The 21,624-nt window shown below is 62.9% G+C and carries 24 protein-coding genes; 3 read left to right on the top strand and 21 right to left on the bottom strand.

The window, feature by feature from the left end; genetic code table 11:
- Positions 1 to 55: 55 nt before the first annotated feature.
- From VE009_RS20040 to VE009_RS19985, 12 genes are all read right to left on the bottom strand, one after another.
- Entirely contained in the window at positions 56 to 739 is a 684-nt protein-coding gene (locus VE009_RS20040) for an urease accessory protein UreF (protein WP_325010706.1), read from the bottom strand.
- Positions 736 to 2,451 (bottom strand): urease subunit alpha, encoded by a 1,716-nt coding sequence (ureC, locus tag VE009_RS20035; RefSeq protein ID WP_414694909.1) that lies wholly within the window; start codon positions 2,449 to 2,451, stop codon positions 736 to 738. Before ureC ends, VE009_RS20040 begins: the two co-directional genes overlap by 4 nt.
- Positions 2,452 to 2,456: 5 nt before the next feature.
- Positions 2,457 to 2,828: an urease subunit beta gene (locus tag VE009_RS20030; RefSeq protein WP_325010876.1), complete on the bottom strand. Its 372-nt coding sequence runs from the start codon at positions 2,826 to 2,828 to the stop codon at positions 2,457 to 2,459.
- A gap of 19 nt (positions 2,829 to 2,847) precedes the next feature.
- Positions 2,848 to 3,150: an urease subunit gamma gene (locus VE009_RS20025; protein WP_325010702.1), complete on the bottom strand. Its 303-nt coding sequence runs from the start codon at positions 3,148 to 3,150 to the stop codon at positions 2,848 to 2,850.
- An 11-nt stretch (positions 3,151 to 3,161) separates the two neighbouring features.
- Positions 3,162 to 3,860: an urea ABC transporter ATP-binding subunit UrtE gene (gene urtE / locus VE009_RS20020; protein ID WP_325010700.1), complete on the bottom strand. Its 699-nt coding sequence runs from the start codon at positions 3,858 to 3,860 to the stop codon at positions 3,162 to 3,164.
- 7 nt (positions 3,861 to 3,867) lie between these two features.
- Complete coding sequence (urtD, locus tag VE009_RS20015) at positions 3,868 to 4,632, bottom strand: urea ABC transporter ATP-binding protein UrtD (RefSeq protein ID WP_325010698.1); 765 nt, start codon at positions 4,630 to 4,632, stop codon at positions 3,868 to 3,870.
- Positions 4,580 to 5,686, bottom strand: coding sequence for an urea ABC transporter permease subunit UrtC (urtC, locus tag VE009_RS20010; RefSeq protein ID WP_325010696.1), 1,107 nt, complete (start codon positions 5,684 to 5,686; stop codon positions 4,580 to 4,582). Before urtC ends, urtD begins: the two co-directional genes overlap by 53 nt.
- Positions 5,687 to 5,698: 12 nt before the next feature.
- Positions 5,699 to 6,607 (bottom strand): urea ABC transporter permease subunit UrtB, encoded by a 909-nt coding sequence (urtB, locus tag VE009_RS20005; protein ID WP_325010694.1) that lies wholly within the window; start codon positions 6,605 to 6,607, stop codon positions 5,699 to 5,701.
- Positions 6,608 to 6,676: 69 nt separating this feature from the next.
- Complete coding sequence (gene urtA, locus VE009_RS20000; protein WP_325010692.1) at positions 6,677 to 7,966, bottom strand: urea ABC transporter substrate-binding protein; 1,290 nt, start codon at positions 7,964 to 7,966, stop codon at positions 6,677 to 6,679.
- Positions 7,967 to 8,291: 325 nt separating this feature from the next.
- Positions 8,292 to 8,474 carry a fumarylacetoacetate hydrolase family protein gene (locus VE009_RS19995; protein ID WP_325010690.1) on the bottom strand — a complete coding sequence of 61 codons (183 nt, stop codon included), beginning with the start codon at positions 8,472 to 8,474 and terminating at the stop codon, positions 8,292 to 8,294.
- Positions 8,475 to 8,546: 72 nt separating this feature from the next.
- Positions 8,547 to 8,711 carry a hypothetical protein gene (locus VE009_RS19990; protein ID WP_325010689.1) on the bottom strand — a complete coding sequence of 55 codons (165 nt, stop codon included), beginning with the start codon at positions 8,709 to 8,711 and terminating at the stop codon, positions 8,547 to 8,549.
- Between the two features lie 549 nt (positions 8,712 to 9,260).
- Positions 9,261 to 9,845, bottom strand: a complete 585-nt coding sequence (locus tag VE009_RS19985; protein WP_325010687.1) for a guanylate kinase — start codon at positions 9,843 to 9,845, stop codon at positions 9,261 to 9,263.
- Positions 9,846 to 10,020: 175 nt separating this feature from the next.
- Here VE009_RS19985 and VE009_RS19980 point away from each other — a divergent pair, with 175 nt between their 5' ends.
- Positions 10,021 to 11,202, top strand: coding sequence for an HD-GYP domain-containing protein (locus VE009_RS19980; protein WP_325010685.1), 1,182 nt, complete (start codon positions 10,021 to 10,023; stop codon positions 11,200 to 11,202).
- A 46-nt stretch (positions 11,203 to 11,248) separates the two neighbouring features.
- Here the strand turns inward: VE009_RS19980 and VE009_RS19975 are convergent, their stop codons facing one another.
- The 4 genes from VE009_RS19975 to VE009_RS19960 form a co-directional block, all read right to left on the bottom strand.
- Positions 11,249 to 11,869, bottom strand: a complete 621-nt coding sequence (locus VE009_RS19975; protein WP_325010683.1) for a fumarylacetoacetate hydrolase family protein — start codon at positions 11,867 to 11,869, stop codon at positions 11,249 to 11,251.
- The gene (locus VE009_RS19970) at positions 11,866 to 13,998 is read right to left on the bottom strand and encodes a stalk domain-containing protein (protein WP_325010681.1); all 2,133 of its coding nucleotides are present in this window, start codon (positions 13,996 to 13,998) and stop codon (positions 11,866 to 11,868) included. Before VE009_RS19970 ends, VE009_RS19975 begins: the two co-directional genes overlap by 4 nt.
- Before the next feature lie 40 nt (positions 13,999 to 14,038).
- A complete protein-coding gene (locus tag VE009_RS19965; RefSeq protein ID WP_325010679.1) occupies positions 14,039 to 15,292 on the bottom strand; it encodes a CapA family protein in 1,254 nt (417 codons plus the stop codon).
- A 92-nt stretch (positions 15,293 to 15,384) separates the two neighbouring features.
- The gene (locus VE009_RS19960; RefSeq protein WP_325010677.1) at positions 15,385 to 16,056 is read right to left on the bottom strand and encodes a spore coat protein; all 672 of its coding nucleotides are present in this window, start codon (positions 16,054 to 16,056) and stop codon (positions 15,385 to 15,387) included.
- Positions 16,057 to 16,185: 129 nt separating this feature from the next.
- Between VE009_RS19960 and VE009_RS19955 the strand changes: the two genes are divergently transcribed.
- Positions 16,186 to 17,391, top strand: a complete 1,206-nt coding sequence (locus VE009_RS19955) for an MFS transporter (RefSeq protein ID WP_325010676.1) — start codon at positions 16,186 to 16,188, stop codon at positions 17,389 to 17,391.
- Here the strand turns inward: VE009_RS19955 and VE009_RS19950 are convergent.
- Positions 17,388 to 18,023: an O-methyltransferase gene (locus tag VE009_RS19950; RefSeq protein ID WP_325010674.1), complete on the bottom strand. Its 636-nt coding sequence runs from the start codon at positions 18,021 to 18,023 to the stop codon at positions 17,388 to 17,390. The two genes, VE009_RS19955 and VE009_RS19950, sit on opposite strands and share 4 nt — an antisense overlap.
- A 113-nt stretch (positions 18,024 to 18,136) precedes the next feature.
- On the opposite strand from VE009_RS19950, the gene VE009_RS19945 reads away from it, so the two are divergent.
- Positions 18,137 to 19,207, top strand: coding sequence for a YheC/YheD family protein (locus VE009_RS19945; RefSeq protein WP_325010672.1), 1,071 nt, complete (start codon positions 18,137 to 18,139; stop codon positions 19,205 to 19,207).
- Here the strand turns inward: VE009_RS19945 and VE009_RS19940 are convergent.
- From VE009_RS19940 to racE, 4 genes are read right to left on the bottom strand one after another with little or no spacing between them, the layout of a single operon-like run.
- On the bottom strand, positions 19,173 to 19,472 hold the full coding sequence (locus VE009_RS19940; RefSeq protein ID WP_325010670.1) for an iron-sulfur cluster assembly accessory protein: 300 nt from the start codon (positions 19,470 to 19,472) through the stop codon (positions 19,173 to 19,175). The two genes, VE009_RS19945 and VE009_RS19940, sit on opposite strands and share 35 nt — an antisense overlap.
- Complete coding sequence (locus tag VE009_RS19935; RefSeq protein ID WP_325010668.1) at positions 19,469 to 19,720, bottom strand: hypothetical protein; 252 nt, start codon at positions 19,718 to 19,720, stop codon at positions 19,469 to 19,471. The genes VE009_RS19940 and VE009_RS19935 overlap by 4 nt, the downstream gene beginning before the upstream one ends.
- Before the next feature lie 52 nt (positions 19,721 to 19,772).
- Complete coding sequence (locus VE009_RS19930) at positions 19,773 to 20,696, bottom strand: M14 family metallocarboxypeptidase (RefSeq protein WP_325010666.1); 924 nt, start codon at positions 20,694 to 20,696, stop codon at positions 19,773 to 19,775.
- 22 nt (positions 20,697 to 20,718) lie between these two features.
- Complete coding sequence (racE, locus tag VE009_RS19925) at positions 20,719 to 21,534, bottom strand: glutamate racemase (RefSeq protein WP_325010664.1); 816 nt, start codon at positions 21,532 to 21,534, stop codon at positions 20,719 to 20,721.
- Positions 21,535 to 21,624 lie beyond the last annotated feature (90 nt).

Below are 21,624 nucleotides of genomic sequence, written 5' to 3'. Positions count from 1 at the left end.
GGTTCCTCGCAAACGCAAACGCCGCCGCGGGTTTCCGCAGCCTTTCCCTCAACCCTCACGACATAAACAACCGGCTGTACAGCCCCTCGTGGCGCATCATGTACCCGTCCATCGCCGGCGCCGCCGAATAAAACGCCTCCGGCTCGATCGGCGCGACGGCGGCCCACGCCTCGCCGATCCGCGGCAGCAGCGACGCGAGCAGCGCCTGCGCCTCCGTCTGCCCGATCGGCATGAGCCGCAGCGCCGTATTGACCGCCAGCGTCGCGCAGGCGTACAAATACCCTTCCGCCGCCTCGTCCTCGCTCACGCCGAGCAGATGCGCGGCGTACCCATGCACCGTCGGATGCGTCCCCGGGCACGCGCCGGAAGACACCGCCCGCTCCAGCGGCGCCCAATCGAGCGCCGGATGCATCGCCGCGCCGAGCTTCAGCAGCCGCCGCCCCATCTTCAGCACGCCGTCCCGCGACTCGGCCGCGAGGCGCGACGCATGCAGCCGCTCGTCGAGCGCCCAGACGCGGTCCCAATCGCCGTCGCGCGCGCCGTACCGGTAGACGGCCTTCACCGCGGCCGCGTCCATCGGCGCCCAGACGTGCCGCAGCATCGCGGCGATATACTCCGCGACGTCGGCCTTCGCCCCGACGACGCCCTCCTGCACGGCCGTCTCGAGGCCGAACGAGTGGCTGAAGGCGCCGACCGGCAGCGCCGAATCGAGCAGCTGCGCGAACGCCCAGCGGCTCAAAACAAGAAATACCGCTGCGCCATCGGCAGCGTCTCCGCCGGCTCGCACGTCAGATGCTCGCCGTCGACCCGAACCTCGTATGTCTCCGGGTTCACCTCGATGACCGGCGTCGCCCCGTTATGAATCATGTCCGCCTTCGTGACGTCGCGGCACCGCTTCACCGGCTCGACGCGCTTTTGCAGCCCGAGCTCGCGATCCACCCCGGCGTCGTACGCCGCCTGCGACACGAACGTGATGCTCGTCGCGTACCGCATCTTCCCGAACGCGCCGAACATCGGACGCCCCCACACCGGCTGCGGCGTCGGAATGGACGCGTTCGGATCGCCCATCTGCGCCCAAGCGATGCCGCCGCCCTTCAGCACCATATCCGGCTTCACGCCGAAATACGTCGGGCTCCACAGCACCAAATCCGCGAACTTGCCCGGCTCGATCGAGCCGATCAGATGCGACATGCCGTGCGCGATCGCCGGGTTGATCGTATATTTCGCGACGTATCGCTTAATTCGCCCGTTGTCGTTCCCCTCGGCGTCGCCAAGTTCCGTCAGCGGTCCGAACTGCTTCTTCATCTTGTCGGCCGTCTGCCACGTGCGGATAATGACCTCGCCGACGCGCCCCATCGCCTGCGAATCGGACGAGATCATGCTGAACACGCCGCGGTCGTGCAGCATATCCTCGGCCGCGATCGTCTCCGGGCGTATGCGGGAATCCGCGAACGCCACGTCCTCGGGAATCGAAGCGTCGAGGTGATGGCATACCATCAGCATGTCGAGATGCTCCTCGATCGTATTGATCGTGAACGGCCGCGTCGGATTCGTCGACGACGGCAGCACGTTCGACAGCGAAGCGATTTTGATAATGTCCGGCGCGTGGCCGCCGCCGGCGCCTTCTGTATGATAGGTGTGGATCGTGCGCCCGGCGATCGCCGCGATCGTATCTTCGACGAAGCCTGACTCGTTCAGCGTGTCCGTATGGATCGCCACCTGCACGTCGTAGGCGTCGGCGACTTTAAGACATGCATCGATCGCCGCCGGCGTCGTGCCCCAATCCTCATGCAGCTTCAGCCCGATCGCGCCCGCCTCGATTTGCTCCCGCAGCGGCTCCTCGAACGAAGCATTGCCCTTCCCGAGGAAGCCGAGGTTCATCGGGAACGCTTCGGCCGCCTCCAGCATCCGGCGCATATGCCAAGCGCCCGGCGTTACCGTCGTCGCGTTCGTGCCCGTCGCGGGCCCGGTGCCGCCGCCGAGCATCGTCGTGACGCCCGACGCGAGCGCCTCGCCGATCTGCTGCGGACAAATAAAATGAATATGGCTGTCGATGCCGCCCGCCGTCACGATTTTGCCTTCGCCGGCGATGACCTCCGTCGAAGCGCCGACGATCAGCCGCGGATCGACCCCGTCCATAATGTCGGGGTTGCCGGCTTTTCCGACGCCGACGATGAGTCCGTCGCGAATGCCGATGTCGCCCTTCACGATGCCCCAGTGATCGATAATCGTCGCATTCGTGATGACCGTGTCCAGCACGCCGTCGCGCTCGCGCGTCGCGCGGCTCGACTGGCCCATGCCGTCGCGGATCGTTTTGCCGCCCCCGAACTTGATTTCATCCCCATATACGGTATAGTCCTTCTCGATGACCGCCCACAGCTCCGTATCCGCCAAACGGACGGCATCCCCTACGGTCGGACCGAACATGTTCGCGTAGGCGGACCGCTTCATTCTCGTCACTTGCCGTTCCCCTCCCACGCTTCCAGCCTTGCCTTGACATCCTCCGGCACCGGCTCGCCCGCGATTGCGGAACCCGAAGCGATGCCGCTCATGCCGTACGCGAGCTTCGCACCGCCGAGCGCGACGAGCGTCACCCGCTTCTCCTCGCCCGGCTCGAACCGAACGGCCGTGCCGGACGGGATATGCAGCCGCATGCCGTACGCCTGCAGCCGGTCGAACAGCAGCGCGCGGTTCACTTCAAAGAAGTGCGCGTGCGAGCCGACCTGCACCGGCCGGTCTCCGGTATTCACGACCTTCACGTCCGCCGTCGGCCTGCCGGCGCTAAGCTCGATTTCCCCCGCCGCGGCCCGTATTTCCCCGGGAATCATCATTCGGTCGCCCCCTTCGCTATCGGATCGGATCATGCACCGTTACCAGCTTCGTTCCGTCCGGGAACGTCGCTTCCACCTGCACCTCGTGCACCATTTCCGGCACGCCCTCCATCACTTGCTCGCGCGTCAGCACCTTCGTGCCGAGCTGCATCAGCTGTGCGACGGTGAGACCGTCCCGGGCCCCCTCGAGCAGCTCCGAGGTGATGAGCGCCGTCGCCTCCGGCACGTTCAGCTTCACGCCGCGCTGCAGCCTGCGCCGAGCGACGTCCGCTGCCACCGTCACGAGCAGCTTCTCTTTTTCCCGCTCCGTTAAATACATGCCGAACACTCCTAAACCGTCAGATGTCGATGAATAATGCTTTCGTCCAGCTCTTCGATGCCGCCCTGCGCAACGATCACTCCTTTGTCGAGCACCAAGAACTCGTCGGCGGTTTCCCGCGCGAACGCGATGCTTTGCTCGACGAGCAGCATGCCGATGCCCTCCGACCGCAGTTCCCCGAGCAGCCTGCCGATCTCCTGCACGATGTTCGGCTGAATGCCTTCCGTCGGCTCGTCGAGCAGCAGCAGCTTCGGTTCCGACACGAGCGCGCGCGCAAACGCCAGCTGCTGCTGCTGCCCGCCGCTCAAATCGCCGCCGCGCCGCCCCCGCATGTCGTAGAGCACCGGAAACCGTTCGTAGATCGCTTTCGGAACGACAGCCCTCTTTCCGAGCTTCGGCCTCGCTTCCAATCCGAGCAGCACGTTCTCCTCCACCGTCAATTGCGGGAAAATTTCGCGCCCTTGCGGAACGTAACCGATGCCGCCGCGGGCCCGAAGCGCCGGCGGCTCGCCGAGCAGCTCTTTGTCCTCCAAGCGGATGGACCCGCGTTTCGCCCGAATGACGCCCATGATCGTTTTCAGCAGCGTCGTCTTGCCGACGCCGTTACGCCCCATCAAGCACGTCACGCGCCCCGGGCGAAGCGCGAAGCCGACGTCGCGCACGACCATGCTTTCCCCGTATCCCGACTCCAAGCCGCTTATTGTCAACACGACTGCATCACCCCGCGATTTTTCCTAAGTACACCTCGGCGACCTTCTCGTCGCTTTGCACCTCGGCCATCGTTCCTTCCGTCAGGAGAGAGCCCTCGTGCATGACCGTCACCTTGGAGGAGAAGCGCCGCACGAAGTCCATATCGTGTTCCACGACGACGACGCTCCGATCTTCGATGATGCGCCGGAGCAGATGCCCGGTTTTCTCCGTCTCCTCGTCGGTCATGCCGGCGACGGGCTCGTCGAGCAGCATGACCTGCGGCTCGGAGAGCAAAATCATGCCGATCTCGAGCCACTGCTTCTCCCCGTGCGACAGGGCGCCCGCTTTCCACTCCGCCTTTTCCAGCAGCCCTACCATTGCCAGCGTATCGCGGATGCGCCGTTCCGCCCCCTCGTCCATCTTGGCGAACAAGAGCGCGAACACGGTCCGTTTTTGCTTCAGCGCGATCTCCATGTTGGCCCGAACCGTCAGCGCGGAAAACACCGAAGGCGCCTGAAACTTGCGCCCGATGCCGCATGCCGCGATGCTGTGCTCCTTCAGTTTCGTCAGCTCCGTCGCCGCGCCGTCGCGAAAGAACGTCACGCTGCCGCTCTTCGGCTTGACCTTCCCGCAGATCGCGTCCAGCATCGTCGTTTTCCCGGCGCCGTTCGGCCCGATCAGGAACCTGAGCTCGCCGCGGCGCAGCGTAAAATCCATCTCGCGCAGCGCGTAAAACCCGTCAAAGCTGACGCTTACCTTCCGGCAGGACAGCACGATAGCTTGCTCTTCCATCCGTTTTCCTCCTTCCGCGAATGGCGCCGACGACCGATGAGAACAATCCGATCAACCCTTTCGGCAACAGGACCACGACGACGATAAACAGCGCCCCTAGGAAAATGAGCCACACGGCCGGATACGCCTCGCTGATCAAGCTTTTCGCCCAATTGAGCGCCAGCGTCCCTACGACGGCGCCGATCAACGTGCCGCGCCCGCCTGCGGCGACCCACAGCACCATTTCGATCGAAGGCACGATGCCCATCATCGACGGCGAAATGATGCCGACGTGAAAGACGAACAGCATGCCGGCGAGCCCCGCGAACGCGCCGGAGAGGGCGAAGGCGAACGATTGGAACACGGCCGGGTTGTATCCGAAGAATCGAACCCGGTTTTCCCCGTCGCGAATCGCTTCCAGCACCCTGCCGAGCCGCGTCGAGATGAGCCAACGGCACAGGACGAACCCGGCGACCAACGCCGCAGCCGTAACGTAGTACAAGAACAACTTCACATTCGGATCCGCCAAGGAGTGCCCGAGCACCGTTTTGAACGACGTGATTCCGTTCGTGCCGCCCGTGAACCCCTGCTGGCCGACGAACAGCGTGACGACGATCATGACGAGCGCTTGGGTCAAAATCGTAAAATAGACGCCGCGCACCCGATTGCGGAACGTAAACCAGCCGAGCGCGAACGCCAGCAGCGCCGGCACCGCGATCGCCGCCGCGACGGCGAAACCGAAGCTGCCGAACGGCACCCAATACAGCGGCAGCCGCTCCAAGCCGCTCCAGCTCATAAAATCGGGAAGTTTGCCCCCCGTCGACTCCAGCTTCAAATACATCGCCATGCAGTAAGCCCCTAGTCCGAAAAAGACGCCCTGCCCCAAACTAAGAATGCCGGTATATCCCCAAAGCAAATCCAACCCGAGCGCCAAAATGGCGAACGCTAAAAATTTGGAAAGCAAATTCAGGCGAAAATCGGACAAAAACATCGGGGCGAGCAGCAGCAGCGCGACGGCGACGGCGTATCCCGCCAGCAGCCACGGCTTCGGAATCGATCTTTGCAAACCAAGCATCGTTGTCCCTCCTTATTGCCCGTCGAGCGCCCGCGTTTTCAACGCCGCGAAGCCTCGGGGCCGCCACTGCAAGAACGCTACGACAAGCGCGAATACGAGCACCTTGCCGATCGACGCCGTCGTCCACGATTCGAACAGCGTGCTCGTCACCCCGATCCCGAGCGCGCCGACGACCGTGCCGACCAGCTTGCCGACGCCGCCGAGCACGACGACCATGAACGCGTCCACGATGTAGTACGTGCCTAACGACGGTCCGATCGGGCCGAGGAGCGTCAAGGCGCAGCCGGCGACGCCGGCGATGCCCGCGCCGATGGCGAACGAGGCGGAGTCGACGCGCCGCGTCGACACGCCGAGGCAAGCCGCCATCTCGCGGTTTTGCATCACGGCCCGCATATTGCGCCCGGCCCGCGAACGGTAAATGTACACATACATCGCCGCGAGCACCGCGACGACCAGCGCGATAATGAACAGCCGCTTATACGTAAGAACGAGGCCGGATCCGATGTCGAGCCCCCCGTTCAGCCAGGACGGACTCGTCACCGCCACGTTCGGAGCGCCGAACACGCTGCGCGCGGCTTGCTGCAAAATCATGCCGACGCCCCACGTCGCAAGGAGGCTGTCAAGCGGCCTGCCGTACAAAAAGCGGATGAGGCCGACCTCCATCAACCAGCCGACGAAAGCGGCGAAGGCGAACGACAGCGGCAGCGCCGCGACGAAATACCAGTCGAAGCCCGATTTCGGCATAAAGGCGATGAACGCGTTCTGCACGACGTAGGCGGTATACGCGCCGATCATAATAAGCTCCCCGTGCGCCATGTTGATGACGTTCATGAGCCCGAACGTGACGGCGAGGCCGAGCGCGACCAGCAGCAAGATGGAGCTTACGCTGACGCCGTTGAACAATTGAAGCAGCCAGACCATGCTTTCCCTCCTTTGGCTTCCGGACAAGAAAGGCGGCGGGAGCCCGCCGCCTTGACCAATCGTCCGAGCTTACTGCTCGCTAAGTCCCGAAGCCCATTCGTAGCCCTTGAGGTACGGATCCGGCTTCACCGGCTCCGGCGTGCTGTACAATTCTTTGATCATGCCGTCGGCCTGCACCTCGCCGATGCGAACCGTTTTATGAATGTGCTGCGTTTCGCCGTCCACCGTCACGAGTCCGCCCGGGGCCTCCAGCGTCAGTCCCGCCGCCGCGGCCTTCACCGCGTCGACGTCGGTCGTGCCCGCTTTCTCGACGGCGGCCGCCCATAAGTATACTGCGATGTATCCCGCTTCCGCAGGGTCGCTGGTGACGCGATCCGCGCCGTAAGCCGCCTTATACGCCTCGACGAATTTCTTGTTCGCCTCTGTTTCCGTCGTTTGGTAGTAGTTCCATGCCGTTAGATGCCCCGCGAGCACGTCGGGACCGATGCCTCGAACCTCTTCTTCGGCGACCGATACGGACAGCGTCGTCATCTTGTCCGGACCGATGCCCGCATCCTTCAGCTGCTTGAAGAACGCGACGTTGCTGTCGCCGTTCAGCGTGTTATATACGATATCCGGGTTGGCCGCTTGAATTTTGCTGATGATCGTGCTGTAGTCGGTGTGCCCGAGCGGCGTATACTCTTCGCCGACGACCGTACCGCCTTCGGCTTCAAGCTGCGCCTTGATGATCTTGTTCGCCGTACGCGGGAACACGTAATCGGAACCGAGCAGGAAGAACGTTTTCCCCCGATTTTCGAGCAGCCACGTCACGGACGGCACGATCTGCTGATTCGTCGTCGCCCCCGTGTACATGATGTTCGGCGACTGCTCCAGCCCCTCGTATTGCACCGGGTACCACAGCAGTCCGTTCAATTCCTCGAACACCGGCAGCATCGCCTTCCGGCTCGCCGAAGTCCATCCGCCGAACACCGTCGCGACCTGATCGCTCGAGATCAGCTTCCTCGCCTTCTCGGCGAACGTCGGCCAATCGGACGCGCCGTCCTCGATGATCGGCTCGATTTGCTTGCCGAGCACGCCGCCGTTCTCGTTGATTTCCTTGATCGCAAGCAATTCCGCGTCGTGGACCGACACCTCGCTGATCGCCATCGTGCCGCTCAAGCTGTGCAGGATGCCTACTTTAATCGTATCGCCTTCGGCTTCTTCCGCCGGGGCCGCTTCCCCTCCGCTCGCCGGCGCCGATCCCGAACCGCTCGTTTCCGCCGGGGCTTCCGTCGTCGTCGAAGTCCCCGAAGCGCACGCGGCGAGCACCAACATTGCGCTTACGATCATCAGCAACACCTTGGACTGCCTACCCTTCATCCATACCACTCCCCTAAAGTTTCCGAACGTTTTGGTTATGTATCTCTGTCATCGTTCGTTAGGGAGATTATAGATTCAATCGAGATGTTGTGTCAATAATATTAACACAGTTCAATGAATTATAACGCTTCCACCCTTACACACATATAACATTTAGATATTTTTTCACTACATTACTGGTTTGTTGTAATATTTAATCACATGTAGTCCGTGCAATATCAAAAAAGAGACCCTTGTCGGGTCTCTTTCGAATGATGCGCCGCTTTGGTTCGTTTCGCCGCCGCGTCCCTCCGCATGAAGGCTTCGCTCCGAGGTCAGCCGCGCCCTACGGCTGCGGCAGCCGACCGACCGGATTCGTCAATGCGCCGATCCCTTCGATCCGGCATTCCGCCGCGTCGCCCTCGGCGATGACGACGGCCCCCGGCGTCCCCGTCATAATGGCGTCGCCGGGCAGCAGCGTCATGACCAGCGAGTGGAACGCGACGATTTGCCATGGACGGAATCTCATATGGCGCAATTTGTTTTATGCACAACCGTTCCGTTCAGCGCCGTGCTTACTTCCATGTCGCATGGCGTCCAGCTAGCCGGCTCCCCCGTCCCGATACCATGCGACGGCTTCCCGCATGCGTCCCGAAGCGATCAGCTCGACATGTCGAGCGGCCAGTCGACACCCTCTGCCGCACGGATCGCAGCGATCGGAACAATGCCGCTCGGCGCCGTCGATCTTGAACGTCGCGAATTTCATAGGTTTCCTCCCGTCGTCGGAACGCTTCGATTCCCCCTACTACAGGGACTGTTCGTGTTCGAGAGCCGCGTCAATTTGGAGGACATGATTTTGGAAAATCCACATAATTCCTGGCCTTCGTTTTGTAATGTATACAGAAAACAATAAAAGAGAGGCCCTAGGGCCTCTCAGATTGAAGACAAGCTTGAAGATATTTTTGATTCATGCCGAAAACAACCCCGGCGCGTTATGGGAACCATGTATGCATAAGAAGGCAACACCCTGCCCTTCTTTTGCATACTTCCTTCCCATAACGCGCCTCTCGCCGCTCCAGCCGGCGGCACCGGTCCCCGTTATGGGAACCATGTATTCATAAGAAGGCAACACCCTGCCCTTCTTTTGCATACTCCCTTCCCATAACCCGCCTCTCGCCGCTGCCGCCGGCGGCACAAGCCCCCGTTATGGGAACCATGTATGCATAAGAAGACAACACCCTGCCCTTCTTTTGCATACTCTCTTCCCATAACGCGCTTCCCGCCGCTGCCGCCGGCGGCACAAGCCACTGCGCCGCTAATCCTTATCCACCAAATCCCGCTGCAAGTATTCCTCCAGCACATTTGTCACATGATACACCGTATGCCCGAGATCGTTGATATTTTCGACCGAATGCTCGCATTGAGGCCCGTAGGCCATGTCTTCGTCGTAATGGGATAAGTGCCGTTCGATTTCGGGCTCGGATAATCCGTCTCTCACTTGCCGCTCGCGCACCGTGTTGCGGTCAGCGTACAAGAAAATGCGGATCACGTGGTCGCCGTACTTCTGTTTCAAAATATCCGCGCCGTGCCGGTTCATAATGACGTAAACGCTTCCTTTTTCGAATCCTCTAGTAATGTCCGCTTCTTTGATGCCGTACCGGTAGCCGTGAATGGTCAAGTGTTCGACGAATTCCCCCGCCGCCGCCGCCGACCGGAAAGAGGCTTCGTCGACGAAGTAATAATCTTGGCCGTCTTCTTCGATCGGACGCTTGCCGCGCGTCGTGTACGAGATGATCTTCTGGACGCCAAGGGTCAGTCCGACGGCGTCCGCCACGGACTTGCGACCGGACCCGTCGGGTCCCGTAAACACGAATATGAACTTCCCGTCATGGTTCGCCATCCGCGCCACCTCCCATGGTTACTCTTTATGCTTGCTTTTATCATATAATGATACGTCGCAATATTCAAAAAATTTTTTCCTCGTCGAAATAATCGTCGATAAACCCGCCGTCGTTTGCTAAAATAGGGGTTGCTGAAAAAGGGTCTAAAGGACCATGCGGAGAGGGTGCCGGCGGATGCATGACGAATTTGAATTAGAGGTCGTGAAGATCAAGAAGGATTTGACTCCGGAGCAAATGCTCGGCGTCATTTTCGAATACACGGCCAAAATCGCGAACGAGCGGAGCCTCGAGAACGTGCTCATTCTGATGGCGAACATGGGCCGAGAGATGGTCGTCGCCGACCGGTGCTCGGTGTGGCTGATCGACGAGCGGACGAACGAGCTGTTCACGACGGTCGCGCACGGGGTCAAGGAAATCCGAATTCCGGTCACGTCCGGGCTGGTCGGCATGTCGGTGTCGTCCGGCGAGGCGATTTTCATCGACGACGCCTACACCGACGTGAAATACCGCGACGTGCTCGAAAGCGGCGCGATCGCCGTCGACAAACGAACCGGCTATCATACGAAGGCGCTTATGGTCGTGCCGTTCCAAAACAACGAAGGCCGCATCATCGGAGCGTACCAAGCGATCAACAAAATGACGGAAGCGCAGGTGTTCTCCGAGAAAGACTTGGAGTATTTAAAGCTGGCGGCCTCGTATTCCGGCAAGTCGATCGAATCCGTCATGCTCCAGCAGGAGATCGAAGAGACGCAGAAGGAAATCATTTTCACGATGGGCGAAATCGGCGAGAGCCGCTCCAAGGAGACGGGCAATCACGTCAAGCGCGTGGCGGAGTATTCGTACATTTTGGCGCTCGGTCTCGGTATGCCGGAGGAGGAAGCCGAGAAGCTGAGGCTGGCTTCGCCGATGCACGATATCGGCAAGGTCGCCATCCCCGACGCCGTGCTGAAGAAGCCCGGCAAGCTGACGGACGAAGAGTACGACATCATGAAGACGCATACGTCGATCGGATACAATCTATTGAAGAATTCCCGCCGCGAGCTGCTGCGCATCGCCGCCATCGTCGCCTCGCAGCACCACGAGAAATGGAACGGCCGCGGATACCCGAACGGCTTGCAGGGCGAGGAGATTCACATTTACGGACGCATTACCGCGATCGCGGACGTCTTCGACGCCTTGGGCAGCGAACGGGTGTACAAAAAGGCGTGGGAGCTCGACCGCATCCTGAACTTGTTCAAGGAAGAACGCGGGCAGCACTTCGATCCGGCGGTCGTGGACGCGTTCTTCGAGCAGCTGCCGCACATTCTGAAGGTGCGCGATATGTACCAGGACGCGATCCCCGAAGCGACGGCATAACGAAACGACAAAGGCGAAGCCCCTTGCACGAGGCTTCGCCTTTGTTTTATTTCATCGCGATCTCGCATGCGCCGATCGTCCGGCCGTCCCACAGCAGCTCCAGCTTGTCGCCGTCCGCCACCGCGGAGACGCCGGCCGGCGTGCCCGTGAAGATGACGTCGCCTTCCCCGAGACCGTAATGGACGCCGAGGAAGTCGACCAGCTCCTGGAACGAGAAAATCATGTCGCGGGCGAAGCCCCGCTGCGTCGTCTCGCCGTTCTTCCGCAGCTCGAACGCCGCGTTCGCCGCCGCTTCGGCGCCGGGGAACGGCATCCAGCCGCAGATCGGTCCGGAGTTCAGGAATCCTTTGGCCGCGAGCCACGGATGCCCCTTCTTTTTCAACTCGCTCTGCACGTCGCGAAGCGTGAAGTCGAGCCCGAGCGTGAAGGCGTCGACGAGCTCGTCGACGCTCGCGCCCGGCGTGTACGCTTTGGAGACGCGGAGCACGATTTCGGCCTCGTGATGCACTTCGCCGACGCCGGCGGGCATCGCGATCGTCCCTTCGAGCGGCACGAGCGCGTGCGTCGGCTTCAAGAACGCCATCGGCGACGTCGGCACCTCGTTGCCGAGCTCCTTCGCGTGTAGCGCGTAGTTACGTCCGATGCAATAAACGTTTCGATGAGTCATGTTTGATTCGCTCCTTCGGTTTTCCGCTTGTCGTCGACGAATTCGCCTTCATACAACAAAGAACCGTATCCGTTATATTCTTTCCCGTACCCGTGCTTTTTGCCGCTGCGGAACGTGCCTTCGTACAGCAGGCCGGTGCCGGCGTTCGCGGTATGGGTCACGTCCCGGTAGAGGCGGCCCGAGCCGTGCATGAACCCGTTTTTGAACTGCCCTTCGTATTTGACGCGGTTAACCCCGTAATACAGCGTGCCGGTCCCGTGGAACATGTCGTTCGCGAATTCCCCTTCGTAGACGATCGCGGAGGTGAGCGCGTCGTACTGCCTCCCCGCCCCGCTGCGCAGGCCGTCTTCGAACTCCCCTTCGTAGACGAGCTTCTTCCCGGCGTAAAGCCGGCCCGTTCCTTCGTACGATCCGCCTTCGAAACCGCCTTCGTACCGTTTCTCCAGCTTGCCGTCGGCAAGCCGCTCCAGCAGCACGCCTTGCCCGTTCATCGCGCCGTTCGCGAATTCCCCGTAATACGTATACCCCGCCGCGACCGAGACAAGCTTCCCGCCGCGGTATACGCCCGCCTCGATGGCGGCCGTCCCCGGCTCGTCGGCGCCTTGGGCGGCCTCCTCGTATGCGTAGCTCCGGCCGCGCCCTTCCTTCGCGCCGTCCGCCCATCCGCCGTCGTATACGACCAAGCCGCCGGCATATTCCCGGCCTTGTCCATGGCGTATGCCGTTCTCGAATTCGCCCGCGTACGCAAGCTCTCCGCCTTCGTACAGCCGGCCGTACCCGTGCATCGCCCCGTCGCGCACCATGCCGACGTACAGCAACTCGGAGGCGAACACGACGCCCGTCTCGGTCGCCCGGTTGCCGGCGGACCGGCGAATTTCGGCGAGCCCGTTCAGATGATCCTCCGACGAGGCGACCGCGGCGCTCAATCCCGCTTCTTCCAGCAGCGCCTGGCCCCGTTCGCCGTCCAAGCTCGTGTACACGAGGGCGGCCGCTTCGGCCACAAGCTTGCCGTCCGCGTAGGTTACGGGCCTCGCCACCGTCGATTCCCGCTCCGCTTCGGAGACGATCGCCCTGCCGTCGGTTTCGTACCACGTGATCGTCCGCCTGGAATACAGATAGCCGTCGCCGTGCCGCGCGCCCGCCTTCCAGCCGCCCGAGTACGCGACTTCTCCGCCGGTGGCGAACGCCTTCCCCCGGCCCGTCTTCTCGCCGAACGCCCAATCGCCGGCATACGCCGGCAAGCCGTCGACATACTCGACGCCGAAGCCGTTCCTTGCGCCCTGGTGCATCTCCCCTTCGTAAACGAGCGCGCCGGAAGCGTCGTACTGCTTGCCGGCGCCGTCCATGAAGCCGGCCTTCCAATCGCCTTCGTATAGAGGGCGGCCGTTCGCGAACAACGTCCCTTGCCCCTCCGGCACGCTGCGAACGAGCGATCCGATATAGTAGCGGTCCGGCGACGCATAGATCGTGCCGACGCCCTCCGCACGCCCTTGCTTGAACGCGCCTTCGTATAGCAGCTCGCCGCCTCGGTACAGCTTCCCGGCGCCGTGCGGCGCCCCGCCGCGGAACTCCCCTTCATACACGATGAAGCCATCCTTCTTCCAAACGCCGGTCCCGTCGGGCTTGCCGCCCTTCGCAGCGCCGCGGTACGCAAGCGTTCCAGCTTCCGCCGCGAGCGAAGCAAGATACAGATCGAGCGGCGATTCGACGACGACGGCGCCGGTCGCCGCGCTCCATCGCACGGCCAGTCCCACATCCGCCCGCAGCGACGCGACAGGCACGTACAGCGAACCGCCGCGCAGCTCGGGCGCCGCCCCGCGCCAATGCGGCACGCTGTTCACGACGACCGTCGCCTCGCCAGGAGCGTAGGCGATCGCTCGCGCGCCCGCGTCAACGGTAAAGCGCGTCCCCTCTTCGTTCCAGGTCCCGGTTAAGCCGAGCCGCTGAAGCAGCGGCCGCAGCGGCAGCATCAGCTCGCCGCCGGCGACGTACGGCGCCGCCGTCTGCAGCGCCGCCGAATCCACATATACGCGGAACGCATCCTCCGCGAGCGCCTCCGGCGCGGACGTCGTCCCGCCGAGAAGCGCCGCAGTAAGAAGCGCCGAAACCCAAGCCTGTCGTCTCTTCATGATGCCGCATCGTCCTCTCTGGTTCGGCGCTCCGGCCGCGTTACTCCTCTTGCTTCTCCGCCACCGTTCCGTCCGAGCGCACCTCGACGCCGATCGACAACGACGATAAACGCGCGAGCACCTGCGCTCTGCGATCCGCGTCCATCGGCTGCGGCTGCGGCGTATCCACGCGGAACGGCTCCACCGTCAGCCGGCAATCGCCGCCGCGGCCGCAATCGGCGAGCAGCACCGCAGAATCGTACGTCAGCGGTTCCTTCGATTTCGTGAAAATGAAATTGCCCAGGCTGTAAGCGATCCATCCGCCACCATACCGCTCGAACCCTTGCAGCACGTGCGGATGCGAGCCGACGACGAGATCCGCCCCCGCGTCGATATACCGGCGGGCGAGGTCGACCTGTTTCTCCGGGTGGGGCTCCTCCCGCAGCTCGTCTCCCCAGTGCGCCATGACGACGACGAGATCCGCTTCCGCCGCCGCCTTCTCGATCGCCGCCACCGGCTTCGTGTAATCGTAGGTTTCCGCGAGCCCGATCTTCCGGTCGCCGACTTTCCAGGACACGTCCGGAATGACGCGGCTGAACCCGAGCAGGGCGATGCGGAGTCCGTTCTTCTCTATGTATTCAGGCGCGTACGCTTCCTCGGCCGTCTCGCCCGCCCCGACATGCGCGATGCCGTTCTCGTCGAGGTGGCGCATCGTATCCCGCAGGCCGTCCGGCCCGAAATCCATCGTATGATTGTTCGCGAGATTGACCGCGTCGAAGCCCGCATCGCGGAACGCCGGCAGCGCGTCGGGATCGCTGTTGAACTCGTAGGTCTTGTTGCCGGGCTTCTCGGCCGCGCGGTCCGTCACCGCGGTTTCCAAATTCGCGGCCGCCAGATCGGCGCTTCGGATCAGCTCGGCGACATGGACGTACGGATAATCAAATCCGTTGCGCCTCATTAATTCGCCGACGTATTCGCCGAGCAGCACGTCCCCGACGAACGCGAGCTTCACCGTCCCGTCCGCGGGCGGCTCGAGCGGCGCTTCCTCGGATGTCGGTTCCTCCGTGTCCGCGGGAGCGTCCGGCGCGCCGGCGTCCGGCTCCTCTTCGGGCGAATCATCCGCTGGCGGCGCGGCGTCCGCGGGACGCTGCTCGACCTCGGCCGGCGCCGCGCTCCGCCCTTCGTCCGGCGAGGACGCCCATACGTTCCAAGCGACGACGGCGCCGATCGCCGCCAGCAGCGCCGCGTTCGCCAATATCAGCTTGCGTCTTCGGCTCGTCCGCCGCTTTCGCATCGTTTCCGTTCTCGATCTCATCCGGTTAGCTCCCTCGCCACGCTTTTCCATCCCCGTATTATAGCACAAAAAAAGAGCGTCCGGAGGGGACGCTCTCATGCTGCGATGCCGTTTTATTGGTTCATGTACTGACCGTTCATGTTCATTTGCTGCGGCATGTTCGACGGCATGCCTTGCGTACGCGGCGTCAGCCCCTGCATGCCCGCCGCGCCCATGTGCTCCTCCATCATGAGCCCTTGGTTGTTCATCGGCATGTACGAGTGAAGCATCGTTTTCGCCGTATGATCGTGAATCGTCGGCACTTGGTACGTGCCTTGCTGATTCATGAGCAGGAACGTTTCGTACGCTTGGTTATAGCAGGTGATCGCGCCGTTCAGCACCATTTGGCGCAGGTTCGGATCCGTGATTTCCAAGCCGCGCTGGGTATGGGAAATCGCGGACGCTTTGTGCATCGTAAGCAGCGCCGTTTGGATCATCATATCGTTGAATCGGCCCGTCCGCTGCGGCGCCATCGGCTGCGGGTTGCGCAACCCGTACCGCAGTCTCTCGAGGTTGGCGTCCGGCTGCGGGTAGGGCGGCTGCATGCCGTTGCGCGCGCTGTAATCGTGCGTGTACGCGACCATCAGGTCGTACATTTGAACCGCCGCGTCCAGATGACGGCGAATCGTCGAACGCAGCTGCTCGTCCTGCGCTTCCTGCTCGTACATCGCCAAATGATTGATCAAGTTCATTTTTTCCGTCAGCAGTTCCGATACTTCCATTACTTCGTGCGCACCGAATTTCACGTCAGGTCAGCTCCTTAATTCTATATGTACAGCGGCGAAATGCGCGCCTTCTGTTACCGTTCCCTTCGGTTGGCAAATTTATGCATCGGAAGTTTCGTGTATAATAAAAAAGATCGGAGGAAACGACACTTGGAACGATGGAAAATTAATTTGGCCGTGCTTTGGTTCGGGCAGTTCCTCGTCATGTCCGGCATGACGATGATCATCCCGTTCCTGTCTCTTTATCTGCAAACGGAGCTCGGCGTCACGGACCCTCGCGCGGTCGCGTGGTGGGCGAACGCCATATTCGCCGGCAACTTCGTCACGGCCTTCGTCGCTCAGCCGCTGTGGGGGGGACTCGCCGACCGGTTCGGCCGCAAAATCATGCTGCTCCGCTCGGGCTTCGGCATGGCGATCGTCATGCTGCTGATGGGCTTTGCGACCAGCGCGTGGCAGCTCCTGCTGCTCCGCATGCTGAACGGTCTCGTCTCCGGCTTCGCGCCGGCCGCCACCGCGCTCATGTCGGCGAGCGCCCCTAAGGAGCGCATGGGCTTCGCGATGGGGACGCTGCAGTCCGGCGCCGTCGCCGGCACGATTCTCGGCCCGTTCATCGGCGGCATCTTGGCCGAATGGGTCGGCTACCGGCCGATTTTTTATTTGACCGGCTCCATGCTGTTCGCCGCCAGTCTGCTCGCGTGGGCGACCGTGAAAGAAGCGTTCGAACGCAAAGAAGCCCGCGGAAGGGCGAACGCGACGCTCGCCGAAAGTTTCCGCAGGCTGGTGAAGAAGCCGCAAATTCCCGCGCTGTTCGCGGTCACCGTCGGCATTCAGGTATCGATGCTCAGCTCGCTGCTGCTGATCCCGCTGTTCGTGCAGGAGCTGCACGGCACGCATATGCTCGCCTTCTACGCCGGGCTCGTCGGATCGGTCACCGGCTTCGCCAACATGACCGCTTCGCCGATTCTCGGGCGGTTCGCCGATCGCATCGGCTACGAGAAGGTGCTCGTCGTCTGCTTGGTCGGGGCGGCGCTTTGCTTCATCCCGCAGGCGTTGGTGCATAACGTATGGCAGCTCGTGATCAGCCGATTTTTCCTCGGCTTGTTCATGGGCGGCATGCTGCCGTCCGTGAACGCGCTCCTTCGCAACTATACGCCCGACGGGATGGAGAGCCGCGCGTTCGGCTTCAACAGCAGCTTCCTCAGCCTCGGCAACGTGCTCGGCCCGGCCGTCGGCGGCGCGCTCGCCGGTGTCGTCGGCATTCGCGGCATATTCGTGTTCGCCTGCGGGCTGCTGCTCTTGAATGCCGTCTGGGCGTTCACCACGCTGCGCAAGAAGGCGGCCGCGCCGTCCGGTTAACCGACGATGCGCGCGATCGCGAGCCCGTCGTACGCCGGCAGCATGACGCTCGTAAGGCGCGGGTCGTGCGCGATGCGTTCGTTGAACGCGCGCATCGCGCGCACCGACGGGGACGTCGACGCTTCCTCGACGATGCGCCCCTTCATCAGCGTATTGTCCCCGATAATGATCGCCCCCGGCCGGCCGAGACGCAGCGCCCAATCGAGATAGTTCGGGTAGTTGCCTTTGTCCGCGTCGATGAAGAAGAAATCGAACGCCCTTCCCTCCGCCGCCAGCGCCTCGAGCTGCGGCAGCGCCTCGCCGACGCGGTACGTCACCCGGTCGCCGAAGCCAGCGGCGGTCAAATTCGCATGGGCCAGTTCCGCGTATTCCGCTTTCAGCTCCAGCGACACCAGCGAGCCTCCCGGCGGCAGGCCGCGCGCAAGGCAAATGCCGCTGTAGCCGGCGAGCGCCCCGATTTCGAGCACGTCCTTCGCCCCCGAAGCCGCGACGAGCAGCGTCAGCAGCCGTCCGTACCCCGGCTTGACCGAAATATCCGGCATATTCCGTTCTTTGATCGAATCGAGCACGCGCCGCAGCGCGGCGTCTTCCTTCCCCTCGTACAGCGCTTCCGTATAACGCTCGGCGTCCATAATGGTTTCACCGCTCCTTCGTTCATGTTCGTTTGCGCATAAGTATACCCGAAAGCCGCCGCCGAATCGACCGGGGGCGCATACGATAAAGAAAAAGCGAGGAAGGGACCGTTATGCCGGCGATAGGATTGATGACGAACAAGCGCGAGCTGCGGAGCCTAGGCCGCTTCGCGCCGTATGCGGCGGAAGCGGAGCGGCTCGGCTTCGCGGCGGCGGTGCTGTTCGAGCCGGGCGGCGTCGATCTCGCCGCGGGGCGGATCGACGGCTTCCGGTACGAGCGGGGCGTTTGGCGGGAGGGGCGCTGGCCGCTGCCCGACGTCGCGCACGACTTCGGGGATTACCGGGCTGCGGGAGCGAGCCGCCGCGCGAAGGCGGTTCGGCGCAGCGCCGCGCTGCCGTTCACCGGCGACGGGCTCGGCCATAAGTGGCTCATGCACCGCAAGCTGCTCGCGACGCCGTATGCGGCGCTCGTGCCGGAGACGCGGCTGCTGCGCTCGCCCGACGAGGCGATCGCGTTGCTGCGCGAGCATGGCGCCGTCGTGATCAAGCCGAAGCACGGCAGCCGGGGAGCGGGCATCGTCCGCATCGCGAGGGCGGAAGACGGCGAACCGCTCTATCGGTGGCAGGAGACGCGGGGGCCGGTCGAGCGGCTGACTGCGGCGGCGCTGCGCGAGCGGATCGGCGCGCGCTGGCGCCCGGCTCGCTCGATCGTGCAGCGATGGATGGACATTCGGAGCCCGAACGGCGGCGTCTACGACATTCGGGCGCTGCTGCAGCGGAACGAACGGGGCGTCTGGCAGCTGACCGCCATGGCGGTGCGCGAAAGCGAGCCGGGGCGCATCGCCTCGAACGTGTCCGTCGGCGGCGCGGTGCGCGAAGTCCGGCCGTTCCTAGCCGCCCTATACGGGGAAGCCGAGGCGGAGCGGCTCGAAGCCGAATGCCGCACCGTCTCGGCCGCTCTGCCGGCGGCGCTGGAGGCGGCGTACGGACGGCGCTTCGCGGAGCTCGGCGTCGACTTCGCCGTCGAGCGCGGCGCCGTTCGGATCATCGAGGTCAACGCGAAGCCGGGCAAAAAAATCGTCCGCGCGCTCTCCGGGGAGAGAGCATACGCGGACGCGTTGCTGCTGCCGATTCGTTATGCCAAACTGCTTAGTGATCGTGGCTGCCGAACGCAGGGTTCGTAATGACGAAGCCTTCTTCCGGCGTGTACAGATAGTCGACGATAACGCCGTCGAGGAATTTCTCGCCGTCCTTCAGGATGACGTCGATCCCTTTGTCCGTCGACACGACGACGTCGTCCTCGCCGGGCGTGTCCAATCCGAGCCCGTAGTGCGCGTGGTCGCCGTGCGCATGCGTCACGTACACGCGCAGCTTCAATTCTTTGTTCTCTTCCGACTCCAATTCCTTTTGCAGCACTTTGGCCGCGTTACGCGTAATTTTGCACTTCAAGGCCGTCGACTCCTTCGTACCTGCGGATATTTGTTCTCGATTCGATGCAGAAACCAATTCGACAGAAAGAGCGTCACCGCGATATCGTCCAGCGGAAGGTACGGAATCGCGTCCGGCAGCACCCAATACAGGGCTGCCGGAACGAGCAGCAGCGCTTTCTCCCCGAGCGGAACGCCGGGGTCGACCAGATAAGCGAACGTCCGGGATACCAGCCTCACCCATGTCGACAGCTTGAGCCATTTCTTCATTGGGATCCACTTCTCCTTCGCTTGCCGCGAATCGAAACATACTTATAGTGTATCAGTTGCGGCGAAGAGATGCCAACAGCGCCTCCATGAGCAAAGCGGACGTTTCCTCGTACATTCCGGGCAGCTGCGCGAGCGGCAGCGGATTCGCGCCGAAGCCCGCTTCCACCGTAAATCCGGGCCGTCCGAACCGGTCGATGAACCAATCTTTGTACCCGGCGTCGCTGCCGGTCAGCTTCACCGGCGCGTAACCGCTGGCGCGCCCCAGCGCGCGGGCGATTCTCTCCGCCTCCAACGGCTCGCGGTCGCGATAGTTCCAGTAAATTTCCCTGCCCTGCGTATGCATGGCGACGACGAGGTCGAACCGCTCCGCTTCGGTGAATCGGGCGATCGCCTGCGCCTCGGGCTCCGTCAGCGGCGCCTCTCCCGTATAATCCCGGGGCCCGGGACCGTCGACCGCCCGCCGGTCGCGCTCGACGTCCCAATGCGCCGGGAACTGGTCGTTCAGATCGACGCCGCGCGCGTTCGCCTTCCACCCTGAGAAATCGTCCGAGCCTCCGTTCCAAGCGAGCAGCTCGCGCCGCAGCGGATGATCGGCCCCGAGACCTCGAACGACAAGCTCGACGCCGTCGGGGTTGACCATCGGCACCGCGTCCAGCGTGACGCGGCGGAACAGCTCGGCCGCGTCTCGTCCGCGGAACGACTCGCCCCTCTGCGCCGCCCGCGCGGCCTCTTCCACGAAGCGCAGGACGAGCGGCGCCGTAATCCATTCGTTCGCGTGGAAGGCGCCGTTCACGAACACCCGCTTCGTCCCGGTCCCGAGCCGGAACGCATACAACGGCTTCCCCAGCACGCTGCTGCCGATCGAGAACACCGCCAGATTCGGATATGCGCGCCGCAGTCTGGCCGCTGCCCTCCGCAGCTCGAAATAACCGAACGGCCGGTGAAACTCCACGACGTCGCGACGTTGCGCCTTCATACGCAAAACCTCCTTGCCGAAATTATATAAATTTAGGGACCTGCCACATCACGGGGGTCACTTGAATATGCTTATTCAGCCACTCCCGCGCGATGCGTTGGAACGTGGCGGGATCCCCGCTGCAGAAAAACCGATGCACCGGTAGCTCGTTCGACGACGCCAGCTGCCCGCTGTGGTACAGCAGCGTGCTGACGTCGCGCGCCGTCTGATCGGCCGACGAAATGATCGCGACATGCTCGCCCATGCAGTGCTGAATATGCTCCGCAAGGAACGGGTAATGGGTGCACCCGAGAATGAGCGTGTCGATCGGCTCGACCTTCAGCTCGCGGAGCGATTCGCACACGGCCTCCCTCGCCTCCTCGGTTCGAAACAGCCCCTTCTCGACGAGCGGTACGAACGCGGGGCAGGCGAGACCGACGACGCGCACGTCCGGAGCGATGCGGCGAAGCGCCCGCTCGTAGGCGCCGCTGCGAATCGTGCCCTCCGTGCCGATGACGCCGATCCGCCCGGTTCTCGTGCGCTTGATGGCCGCCCGCGCGCCGGGCGTAATGACGCCGAGCACCGGTACCGCCACCCTCGCGCGAATGTCCTCGATGGCGGCGGCGGTCGCCGTATTGCAGGCGATGACGATCATTTTCGGATCGAATAGAACCAAGTAGTCGACGATCTGCCGCGTGAACAGCGCGACCTCCTGCCTGGAACGCGGCCCGTACGGCGCTCGCGCCGTGTCGCCGAAATACAGCACTCGTTCCTGCGGCAGCTGCCGCATCACTTCCTTGGCGACCGTCAGCCCCCCGACCCCGGAATCCAGTATCGCGATGGGTTGGTGATTTGTCACTGTCGTACCCGCTTCCCTCTGCTGAATATTCGGAAATTACGTTGCTTAACAGCATATGTATAAACGGTGGGAACGGTCACAAATGACAAA

This window comes from Paenibacillus sp. (assembly GCF_035645195.1).
In the GTDB taxonomy this organism is placed as follows: domain Bacteria; phylum Bacillota; class Bacilli; order Paenibacillales; family YIM-B00363; genus Paenibacillus_AE.
This window is presented reverse-complemented; position numbering and strand designations above follow the sequence as displayed.